Annotated in this window: 10 protein-coding genes; 4 read left to right on the top strand and 6 right to left on the bottom strand. The window is 64.2% G+C overall.

Translation table 11 applies throughout. The features are described 5' to 3' along the window. Positions 1 to 177 precede the first annotated feature (177 nt). The gene (locus B5G43_RS13695; RefSeq protein WP_087262327.1) at positions 178 to 1209 is read right to left on the bottom strand and encodes a YeiH family protein; all 1032 of its coding nucleotides are present in this window, start codon (positions 1207 to 1209) and stop codon (positions 178 to 180) included. A gap of 112 nt (positions 1210 to 1321) precedes the next feature. Between B5G43_RS13695 and B5G43_RS13690 the strand changes: the two genes are divergently transcribed. Then, a complete protein-coding gene (locus tag B5G43_RS13690; protein WP_087262325.1) occupies positions 1322 to 2185 on the top strand; it encodes a LysR family transcriptional regulator in 864 nt (287 codons plus the stop codon). 40 nt (positions 2186 to 2225) lie between these two features. Here B5G43_RS13690 and B5G43_RS13685 read toward each other — a convergent pair whose 3' ends face one another. Next, positions 2226 to 2771 carry a flavodoxin family protein gene (locus B5G43_RS13685; protein ID WP_087262323.1) on the bottom strand — a complete coding sequence of 182 codons (546 nt, stop codon included), beginning with the start codon at positions 2769 to 2771 and terminating at the stop codon, positions 2226 to 2228. A gap of 129 nt (positions 2772 to 2900) precedes the next feature. Here B5G43_RS13685 and B5G43_RS13680 point away from each other — a divergent pair, with 129 nt between their 5' ends. Together B5G43_RS13680 and B5G43_RS13675 are read left to right on the top strand one after the other, a co-directional pair. Then, on the top strand, positions 2901 to 3233 hold the full coding sequence (locus tag B5G43_RS13680; RefSeq protein ID WP_087262321.1) for a helix-turn-helix domain-containing protein: 333 nt from the start codon (positions 2901 to 2903) through the stop codon (positions 3231 to 3233). Between the two features lie 77 nt (positions 3234 to 3310). Continuing rightward, on the top strand, positions 3311 to 5095 hold the full coding sequence (locus tag B5G43_RS13675) for an ABC-F family ATP-binding cassette domain-containing protein (RefSeq protein WP_087262319.1): 1785 nt from the start codon (positions 3311 to 3313) through the stop codon (positions 5093 to 5095). Positions 5096 to 5154: 59 nt separating this feature from the next. Here the strand turns inward: B5G43_RS13675 and B5G43_RS13670 are convergent, their stop codons facing one another. Next, complete coding sequence (locus B5G43_RS13670; RefSeq protein WP_087262317.1) at positions 5155 to 6519, bottom strand: citrate/2-methylcitrate synthase; 1365 nt, start codon at positions 6517 to 6519, stop codon at positions 5155 to 5157. 178 nt (positions 6520 to 6697) lie between these two features. On the opposite strand from B5G43_RS13670, the gene spoIID reads away from it, so the two are divergent. Beyond that, complete coding sequence (spoIID, locus tag B5G43_RS13665) at positions 6698 to 7693, top strand: stage II sporulation protein D (RefSeq protein WP_087262315.1); 996 nt, start codon at positions 6698 to 6700, stop codon at positions 7691 to 7693. Between the two features lie 437 nt (positions 7694 to 8130). Here the strand turns inward: spoIID and B5G43_RS13660 are convergent, their stop codons facing one another. From B5G43_RS13660 to B5G43_RS13650, 3 genes are all read right to left on the bottom strand, one after another. Then, complete coding sequence (locus B5G43_RS13660) at positions 8131 to 8688, bottom strand: VanZ family protein (protein ID WP_087262313.1); 558 nt, start codon at positions 8686 to 8688, stop codon at positions 8131 to 8133. A 1-nt stretch (position 8689) separates the two neighbouring features. After that, on the bottom strand, positions 8690 to 9613 hold the full coding sequence (gene pfkB, locus B5G43_RS13655; RefSeq protein ID WP_087262310.1) for a 1-phosphofructokinase: 924 nt from the start codon (positions 9611 to 9613) through the stop codon (positions 8690 to 8692). Positions 9614 to 9741: 128 nt separating this feature from the next. Further along, a complete protein-coding gene (locus tag B5G43_RS13650) occupies positions 9742 to 10428 on the bottom strand; it encodes a 4Fe-4S binding protein (protein ID WP_087262308.1) in 687 nt (228 codons plus the stop codon). Positions 10429 to 10467: the final 39 nt, after the last annotated feature.

Genomic DNA, 10467 nt, shown 5'->3' with positions numbered 1-10467 from the left:
ATTGGCCACGCCATGCTTTGGAAATACCGCCGCAGAAGAATGAAAGCCGGGATGCGTTTTGGGGGAGTCCAGAGGGGGGTATCCCCCCTCTGGGCTTTCTTTCCCACCGCTTTCTTTGCAAAGAAAGCGGTGCCCCGTCCGGGCAGGACGCCTGTGCGGCGAGGGCAGAATCAGCTTTTACAGCAGGCCCAGCAGGTGCTGCATCCCCAGGCTCACGCAGGTGATGCCCACCCAGCAGCAGAAGCCCATGAAGATGGGCTTGCCGCCGGTCTTGACCAGCTTGACAATGTTGGTGTTCAGGCCGATGGCCGCCATGGCCAGGACGATGAAGAACTTGGACAGCTCCTTCAGGGGGGAGAACACGGCGGCGCTCACCCCGGCGGATGTGGCCACAGTGGTGATGATGGAGGCCAGCACGAAGAAGAGGATGAAGGTGGGGAACACCTTTTTCAGGGAGAAGGACCCGTTGGAGGTGTTGCCGCCCCGCTTCACCTGCCAGGTACGCCAGAAGGCCAGCACCAGGGTGATGGGGATGATGGCCAGGGTGCGGGTGAGCTTGACGATGGTGGCGTACTCCAGCACCGCGCCGTTGGTGCCGTGGAGGGTGTCCCAGGTGGAGGCGGCGGCGGTGACGGAGGAGGTGTCGTTGACGGCAGTGCCGGCGAAGAGGCCGAAGCCCTCATTGGTCAGGCCGATGGCCCCGCCGAAGGTGGGGAAGATGAGAGCGGCCAGGACGTTGAAGAGAAAGATGACCGAGATGGCCTGGGCGATCTCCTCGTCGTCGGCCCCGATGACCGGGGCAGTGGCGGCGATGGCCGAGCCGCCGCAGATGGAGGAGCCCACACCCACCAGGGTGGAGATGTTGGCGGGCATCTTCATCAGCTTATAGAGCACGAAGGAGATGATCAGGGAAGTGGCGATGGTGGAGCAGATGATGGGCAGGGACTGGGCGCCCACCTTGGCGATCTCCGACAGGTTCAGGCCGAAGCCCAGGAGGATGACGGCGTACTGGAGGATCTTTTTGGAGGTGTAAGCGATGCCCGCCTGGAAGCGGGTCTTGTCGGTGAGGACCAGGGTGATGACCATGCCCGCCAGAATGGCGAACACCGGGCCGCCCACCACGGGGACGAGCTTGCCCAGGAACCAGCAGGGCAGGGCGATGACCAGACACAGGAGCAGGCCGGGGAGCTTTGCTTTGACCGAGTGCATGTTGAGATCCCTCTCTCATTCCAAATTTCACCTTGTATTATACCCGCCAAGTACGATAAAATAAAATGATAAATTTTTATTTATCCATTATTTTAATTGATAGGTGAGTGCCATGCTGGACCCCCGTCTTGAGACCTTTCTCACGTTATGTCAGACCATGAACTACACCCGGGCCGCTGAGCGGCTGTGCATCACCCAGCCCGCCGTCACCCACCAGATCCGCGCCCTGGAGGAGCACTACGGCTGCCGTCTGTTCTCCTACCGGGGCAAGACCCTCTCCCTCACCCCCAAGGGGGAGCAGCTGCGGGACCTGGCCCGTTCCCTGGCCTACAACAGCCGGAAAATCGAGGAGGCCCTGTCCGCCTCTGCCCCCGTGTCCCTGCGGGTGGGAGCCACGAAAACCATCGGGGAATTTGTGGTCGCCCCGCTGGTGGAGCGCTTTTTGCGGGAAAATCCCGACGGCGCCCTCTCCCTGACGGTGGAGAACACCCAGCACCTGCTGGGCGCGCTGGAGGAGGGCGCGCTGGACTTCGCCCTGGTGGAGGGCTTCTTTGACCGGGAGAAGTACCAGTCCACCCTCCTCCGGCGGGAGGAATTTTTCGGGGTCTGCGCCCCGGACCACCCCATGGCCGGGCGGCAGGTCCCCCTGGAGGAGCTGATGGGGGAGCGGCTGCTGCTGCGGGAGAAGGGCTCGGGCACCCGCGCCATCCTGGAGGCCGCCCTGCTGCGCCGCCACCGCAGCCTGGACAGCTTCGCCCGGGTGACGGAACTCAGCGACTTTGCCACCATCAAGACCCTGGCCGCCCATGGGCTGGGGGTGTCCTTCCTCTACGCCCCGGTGGTGGTGCGGGAGCTGAAGGACGGGACCCTGGCCCGCTTCGACCTGGAGGGGGAAGCCCTCAGCGGCGCGTTCCACTTCGTCTGCCTCAAGGACAACCTCTTCGCCCGGGAGTGGGCCGGGTGGCTGGCGCCGTAAAATGGCAGGGCGGCCGGATGGCCGCCCCGCTCCAAGTCGCTCAGATCTGTTTGCCCAGCTGATAGGCCTCCTCCAGCGCAGGACTGCCCTGAATGGCCCCCGCCTCCAGCACGCCGCCCGCCAGCACCTTGCCCCGGTCGGTCCAGCTCAGGTGCTCCATCAGGCGGTCGTACCAGTAGACGCTCTCCTCGAAGCCGTAGCCCTCCGCCGCCATGAGCAGCGCGCACTCCTTGCGGGGGTTGGCGTAGTCCGCATTGCACTCGGCCACGGCGAACAGGCGGTCAAAGGCGCATTTCAGCTGTCCGCTGATGGTCCAGTAGTACAGCGGCGAGGCCAGACACACCATGTCCGCCGCTTTGTAGGCCGGATAGATGCGCTCCATGTCGTCCTTCTGCACGCAGGGGCTCTCCGGGTCCTTACCCCCGCCGCAGCAGCCCAGACAGGGGTGGATGTTCAGCTTTTGCAGGTCAAAGCACTGTACCTCATGGCCGGCCTCCTCCGCGCCCCGGGTAAAGGCCCGGATCAGGGCCGCCGTATTCCCCGCCGCACGGGGACTCCCGTTGAGGATGACGATCCGCTTTCCCATACCGCATTCCTCCTAAAAATACCGTTGTGTTATGCCCACGGTGTGGTATAGTGTCATTGTATCAGCCACCGAAAAGAATACAAGTACTGACATTAAAGTTAGATACTAACCCAAAGGAAAGTGTATGCCATGATCAAGAAGTACATCGAGCAGGCCAATTTCGAGGATACCGGCTTCAGCTACACCCTCTCCCTCATCAGCGGGAAGCACAAAATGGTGATCCTGTACTGTCTGATGGAGTTCGGGCCGGTGCGCTTCAACCAGATGAAGCGGTATCTGAAAACCGTATCGGACCGGACGCTGAGCGCCAATCTGAAGGAACTGGAGGCCGACGGGCTGGTCTGCCGCAAGGAGTACCCCCAGATCCCGCCGAAGGTGGAGTACAGCCTCACCGAGCGGGGCCGGTCCCTGATGGTGGTGCTGGACCAGCTGTGCATCTGGGGCGAGGAGCACCGGCCCTAGGCCGCCGGGCGCCCCGATTGCCTTTTTTCGCCCCTTCGTGTATACTGGGGGAAGTCACCACAAAAAGGAGCATCTATATGCTGTTATCGGCGCAATCCATTACGAAAACTTACGGCACCCGGGTCCTGCTGGACCACGTGTCCCTCTTCCTGGAGGCGGGGGAGCGCGTGGGCGTGGTGGGCGTGAACGGCGCGGGCAAGTCCACCCTGCTGCGGATGCTGGCGGGCGTGGAGGAGCCCGAGACCGGCGAGGTCACCCGCTTCCCCAACGTGCGCCTGGAATACCTGCCCCAGAATCCCGACTTTGCCCCCGGCATCACCGTGCTGGAGCAGGTGCTGCTGGGCCTCTCCTCCGACGCCCGGGCCCTGGCCGAGTATGAGGCCAAGACCATCCTCACCCGCCTGGGGGTGGACCGCTTCGACCAGAAGGTGGACGAGCTCTCCGGCGGACAGCGCAAGCGGGTGGCCCTGGCCGCCGCCCTAGCCCGGCCCTGCGACGTGCTCATCCTGGACGAGCCCACCAACCACCTGGACAGCGAAATGATCGCCTGGCTGGAGGAGTGGCTCCAGCGCTTCGCCGGCGGGCTCATCATGATCACCCACGACCGCTACTTCCTGGAGCGGGTCACCAATCGCATGGTGGAAGTGGACCGGGGCCAGCTCTACTTCTACGAGGGGAGCTATGAGGACTTCCTCCGCCGCAAGGCCGAGCGGGAGGAGTCCGCCAAGGCCAGCGAGCGCAAGCGGCAGTCCATCCTCCGCCGAGAGTACCAGTGGGTCATGCAGGGGCCCAAGGCCCGGGGCACCAAGAGCCGGGAGCGGCTGGAGCGGTACGAGGCCCTGAAAAACCAGACCGGCCCCGCCCAGCGTGCCTCTCTGGAGCTCAGTTCCATCTCCAGCCGTCTGGGGAAAAAGACCATCGAGCTACAAAATGTCTCCAAATCCTTTGAAGGCCGCACCGTAGTGAAGGATTTCAGCTGCATGCTGCTGCGGGACGACCGCATCGGCATCGTGGGCGTGAACGGCTCGGGCAAGTCCACCCTCCTGAATCTGATCGCCGGGCGTCTCTCTCCCGACTCCGGCCAGGTGGTGGTCGGCGAGACGGTAAAGATCGGGTACTTTTCCCAGGAAAACCCGCCCATGGACCCCGACATGCGGGTCATCGACTACGTGAAGGAGATCGGCGAGCGCATCGAGACCCCCGAAGGGGTGCTCACCGCCAGCCAGCTGCTGGAACAGTTCCTCTTCCCCGGCGACGTGCAGTGGAGCCCCATCGGCAAGCTCTCCGGCGGCGAGAAGCGGCGGCTCTTCCTCCTGTCCATCCTGGCCGCCGCCCCCAACGTGCTGCTGCTGGACGAGCCCACCAACGATTTGGACATCGAGACCCTCACCATCCTGGAGGACTATCTGGAGACCTTCCAGGGGGCGGTGGTGGCGGTGTCCCACGACCGGTATTTTCTCGACAAAGTGGCCTCCCGCATCTTCCTGGTGGAGGGGAACGGGCAGGTCACCCCCTATGTGGGGGGCTACACCGACTACCTGGAGACCCTGGCCCAGCGGCGCAAAGAGGAGAAGAAGGCCCAGCGCCCGGCGGAGAAAAAGGAGGCGCCCCGCTCCTCGGGAAGTCAGAAGCTGAAATTCAGCTACAAGGAACAGCGGGAGTACGAGACCATCGAGGACGACATCGCCGCCCTGGAGGGGAAGCTCTCCGACAATCAGGCCCAGCAGGCCGCCTGCGGCAGCGACTACCTGGCCCTCCAGAAGCTCCAGGAGGAACAGGGGCAGCTGGAGGCCGCCCTGGACGAGAAGATGGAGCGCTGGGAGTATCTCAGCGACCTGGCCGAGCGCATCGCCGCCCAGTAAGACGAACGCCGCCCCGGACCCATGGGTCCGGGGCGGCAATATACACGTGTATTGGCGCGTTAGCGCTGGTCCAGAGGCACAAAGGTGCGCATAGGGGCCACCGCCTTGTAGGCGGGACGGATGATGCGGTTGGCGGGGGAAGTGACCTCCTCGATGCGGTGGGCGCACCAGCCCACCATACGGGCCACGGCGAAGAGGGGGGTGTACAGCTCCTCGGGGATGCCCATCATCTGATAGACAAAGCCGGAGTACAGGTCGATGTTGGCGCAGACCACCTTCTTCTCGCCCTTTACGTCCACCAGCACGCCGGGGGTCAGGCGCTCCACCGACTCCAGCAGCTCGAACTGGTCCACAATGCCCTTGGTCTCGGCCAGCTGGCGGGCAAAGCGCTTGAGGAGCACCGCGCGGGGGTCAGACAGGGTGTAGATGGCGTGGCCCATGCCGTAGATGAGGCCGGAGCGGTCGCCCGCCTCCTTGCGCAGGAGCTTGCCCAGGTACGCGCGGACCTCGTCGTCGTCCTTCCAGTCCTTCACCTCGTCCTCGATGTGGTGAAACATCTCCATCACCTTCTTGTTGGCGCCGCCGTGACGGGGACCCTTCAGGGAGCCCACGGCCGCGGCGATGGAGGAGTAGATGTCGGTGTTGGAGGAGGAGAGCACCCGGCAGGCGAAGGCGGAGTTGTTACCGCCGCCGTGCTCCGCGTGGAGCACCAGGCACAGATCCAGCAGCCGGGCCTCCTGCTCGGTGAACTGGTTGTCGTGGCGCACCGAGTAGAGGAAGTTCTGGGCCACGCTCAGCCCCGGCTGAGGCCGGTGGAGGTAGAGGGACTCGTCATCGTAGTAGTGGCGCTTCACCGCGAAGGCGTGGGCCACGATCACCGGCACCCGGGCGATGAGCTGCACCGCCTGGCGCAGCTGGTTGGCCAGGGACAGGTCGTCAGGGTTGTCGTCGTAGGAGTAGAGGGCCAGCACCGAACGGGCCAGCTTGTTCATCACGTCGGGGCTGGGGGCCTTGATGATCATATCCTCGGTGAACATCTTGGGCAGGGTGTGGTTCTCCGACAGGATGTGGTTGAAGTTCTCCAGCTGCTCCCGGGTGGGCAGCACGCCGAAGAGGAGCAGATAGGCCGTCTCCTCAAAGCCAAAGCGGCCCTCGCCCACGAAGCCGTTGATGAGCTCCTCCACGTCGATGCCGCGGTAGATGAGCTTGCCGTCCATGGGGTAGCGCTCACCGTCCTGCACATAGTAGCCCAGGACGTTGCCGATCTGGGTCACCCCCGCCAGCACGCCGGTGCCGTCGGCGTTGCGCAGGCCCCGCTTGACCCCCCAGCGGGCATAGTACTCCGGGTCGATGTGGTTATGCTTCTGGTACTCCTCGCATAGACTCTCAAAGAAGCCTGCGTTGTCGTTGGGGGTAGTCTGCATGGTGTCGCGCTCCTTCTTCCAGATTTGTTTTTCCATTTTAACACACAAAAGTTTGTGACATCAACCGCAATTGCATACAAAACCGCGCTATATGCACTCTCCTGTATTTGTATGCACTGTCGTTTCTGAATTATAAATTGCATGTTTCCACTCATCAGCTTGCAAAACGGAGGTACTTATGAAACAAGTGGCGGCAACCGCCCTCATCCTGCTCCTGCTTCTCTTCCTCATCCCCCTGCTGTTTTTCCGGGGCGGCTCCCTGCTCGGAGGCGAGGAAGAAGAGGAGATCCCGGTCCTCACCCCCGCGCCCTCGGGGCCGCTGGACACCGAAACCACCATCACCGTCTCCCAGCCCGACGGCACGGTGGAGACCATGGCCCTGGGGGACTATCTGTGGCGGGTGGTGGCCGCCGAGATGCCCGCCTCCTTTGAGGAGGAGGCCCTGAAGGCCCAGACCGTGGCCGCCCGGACCTACGCCATGCGCCGCATGGCCAATCCCCCCGCCGCTCACCCCGACGCGGCGGTCTGTACCGACCACACCTGCTGTCAGGCCTACATCACGCCGGAATCTGCCGCCTCCAACTGGGGTGACAAGGCAGAATACTATACAGCAAAAATCAAGAACGCCGTCTCCGGTACCGACGGCGTGGTGGCCCTCTACAACGGCGCGTATATCGACGCGGTGTTTTTCTCCTCCGCCGCCGGGCGGACGGTGGACGCGGTGGAGGTGTGGGGCAACTCCGTGCCCTACCTCACCGGCGTGGACTCCCCCGAGGGGGAGGAGGTGCCCAACTGGCACTCCACCGTCACCATCACTGCCCAGGAGTTCAAAGACACCTTCCTGGCCGCCCACCTGGAGGCCGACCTGAGCGGCGAAGCGTCCGGCTGGTTCGGCACGCCCGAGTACAACTCCGCCGGTGGCGTCAGCACCATCCCCGTAGGGGGCGTCACGGTGAAGGGGACTGAGATGCGCGCCCTCTTCTCCCTGCGCTCGGTGAATTTCACCGTAGCGGTCTCCGGGGATGAGATCACCTTCTCGGTCACCGGCTACGGCCACGGCGTGGGCATGAGCCAGTACGGCGCCAACGCCATGGCCAAGGAGGGCAAGACGTATCAGGAGATTTTGCAGTGGTACTACACCGAGATCACGCTGGATACCATTTCCGATTCCTGATTGGATGCGCTCGCCGCGCAGGCCGCTTACCCAGCGGGGGCACCGCTTTCTTTGCAAAGAAAGCGGTGGGAAAGAAAGCCCAGAGGGGGGGATACCCCCCTCTGGACTTCCCCAAGGCGCATCCCGGCTTTCATTCCGCTGCGGCGGTATTTCCAAAGCATGGCGTGGCCAATTCCGGGCTTTCCGCCTATCCGGAAAGCGTTGTACCCTGCCAATCTGGGGCGGCCCCCGAAAAGGCCGCCCTTTTGGAGGGGAGTGGAGAGGGGAACGAGAAGTTCCCCTCTCCGCCTTTTCTTTCCCCCATTTCTTTTCGCGAAAAGAAGTGGGGCTCCCGCCGAGCAGGCGGCCCGCCCGGCGAGGGCAAATCCTCCCGGCTCCCCGGAAAGCGACAGAGCCGTTGCAGAAGGAACTCCCTCCGCAACGGCTCTCTTTTTCATTTATGAGATTCTCACCCGGGCCTTGGGCCGGCCTACCGCCGCCCACAGACCCCAGCCCAGTCCTGCTCCCAGCACATTCAGAAGCAGGTCCTGCACATCCAGAAAGCGTCCCAGCACCAGCTGGACCACCTCGATTCCCAGCGACAGGGCCAGGCCCGCTAGCAGGGCATCCCGCAGCCGCTCCCGCCGCCACAGCACGGGCATCAGCAGCCCCAGGGGCAGGAACAGCAGGACATTCCCCACCAGCATGGTCCACTCCCAGACCCCTGTGGGGAGGACAAAGGGAGACAGATTGACCCCGCCTCCAAACCACCAGACCGTCCGCGTCAGCCCATAGCGCAGGGGAAACCACCAGTAGGTGGACAGCTCCAGGGTCAGGGACAGTACCCCCGCCAGCCACAGGACGAACACCGCTAGCCAGACTTCGTGGGCCCAGGTGGTGCTCCCACCCCGGCGTCGCAGGGAGGCCCGGCGAACGGGCGTACTCAGGACCAGCAAAACCAGCCCCAACACCAGATCGGGGCGGCTCTGGCGGACCATCACGGTGAGATAGGCCATCTCAGGCCTCCATGTCGGCCACCTTTACCTGGGGCAGCAGGGCCTCAGCCTCGCCCCGGCGGGCCAGCTCCTCTGAGAAGGCAGTGGCGCTTCCGGTGGCCACGGCCAGGCGGAGAGCCTCGTCATATTTCCCGGTACGCTGCCACCCGGCCAGGAATCCGGCCACCATGGCATCCCCGGCGCCCACCGAGTTGCGGACCTGCCCCTTGGGGGCGGCGGAGCGGTGGAACCGGCCGGTCTCGTCCAGCAGGAGAGCGCCCTCGCCCGCCATGGAAACCAGCACGTTCCGGGCGCCCTTGCCCTGGAGCTCCCAGGCGGCGTCCATCAGCTCCCCCTCGGTACGGAGGATCTGACCCACCATGTCGCCCAGCTCCCGGTGGTTGGGCTTGATGAGGAAGGGGCGGTAGGCGAGGGCCTCCAGCAGCAGGTCCCGCTCGGCGTCCACCACCGCGTCCACGCCCTTCCCCTCCAGCTGGGAGAGGATGCGGCGGTACACGTCCTTGGGCACCCCGGCGGGCACCGAGCCGGCCAGCACCAGCACGTCCCCCTTCTTCAGGCGGCCCAACTGGAACAGCAGCATCTCCAGGTCGTCCGGGTCGATGACCGGCCCCTGGCCGTTGATCTCGCTCTCGGTGCCGGTCTTGATCTTCACATTGATGCGGGTGAACCCCTCGTGGAGGCGGATGAAGTCGGTGCGCACGCCCTCGGCGGTGAGGCCCTCCTCCAGGGCCCGGCCGGTGAAGCCCGCCACAAAGCCCAGCGCGGCGTTCTCCACCCCCAGGCGGCCCAGGACGATGGACACGTTCACTCCCTTGCCGCCGAACTGGAGGGACTCCTGGGTGGAGCGGCGGATGCTGCCGGGCTTGAAATCGGGGATATGGACCACATAGTCGATGGCCGGATTGAAAGTCACGGTATAGATCATGGTATTCTCCTCTCTCCGGACAGGCCCCAAACCGGGGGGCTTCCGGATGTACACGCTTGTCTATATCATAGCTCGCTCCGGCGCTTTCTGCAAATAAAGTTTTCGTTTTCTAGGAAAACTGCCCAGTTTTATAAAATCTCGCCGCTGGTGGAGAGGGTGACCACCCGCAGGGGAATGTCTTGGCCGGACTGCTCCACTGCCTGGCGCACGGCCCGCTCCATACCGCCGCAGCAGGGCACCTCCATCCGCACCAGGGTAATGTCCGCCACGGCGTTGCGGCGGAAGATCTCCCCCAGCTTTTCGGCATAATCCACCCCGTCCAGCTTGGGGCAGCCCACCAGGGTGATCCGCCCGGCCATGAAGTCCCGGTGGAAGGAGGCGTAGGCGTAGGCGGCACAGTCGGCGGCCACCAGTACATGGGCGCCCTCGAACCAGGGGGCCTGGACGGGCACCAGCTTGATCTGCACCGGCCACTGCATGAGCTGGCTCTCCTCAGGGCCTCCGGCAGCGGGAGCCTTGGGCGTGCGGAGGGTACGGGCGGCGCTGCCCGGGCAGCGACAGGAGGCCGCCTGGGCCTTCTCCGCCTTTTTCTGCTCCACGGCGGCGGCGTCATAGGGTTTCGCCTCCCGCTCCACAAAAGTGATGGCCCCGGTGGGACAGGCGGGCAGGCAGTCTCCCAGCCCGTCGCAGTAGTCGTCCCGCAGCAGGTGGGCCTTGCCGCCGATCATGCCGATGGCCCCCTCGTGGCAGGCGGCGGCGCAGGCCCCGCAGCCGTTGCACTTCTCCTGGTCGATGTGGATGATTTTCCGGATCATAGGACAATTCCTCCTGATTTTCTCTTGACTTTGTGGGGT

This window comes from Flavonifractor sp. An92 (assembly GCF_002159175.1).
GTDB lineage: Bacteria > Bacillota > Clostridia > Oscillospirales > Oscillospiraceae > Pseudoflavonifractor_A.
This window is presented reverse-complemented; position numbering and strand designations above follow the sequence as displayed.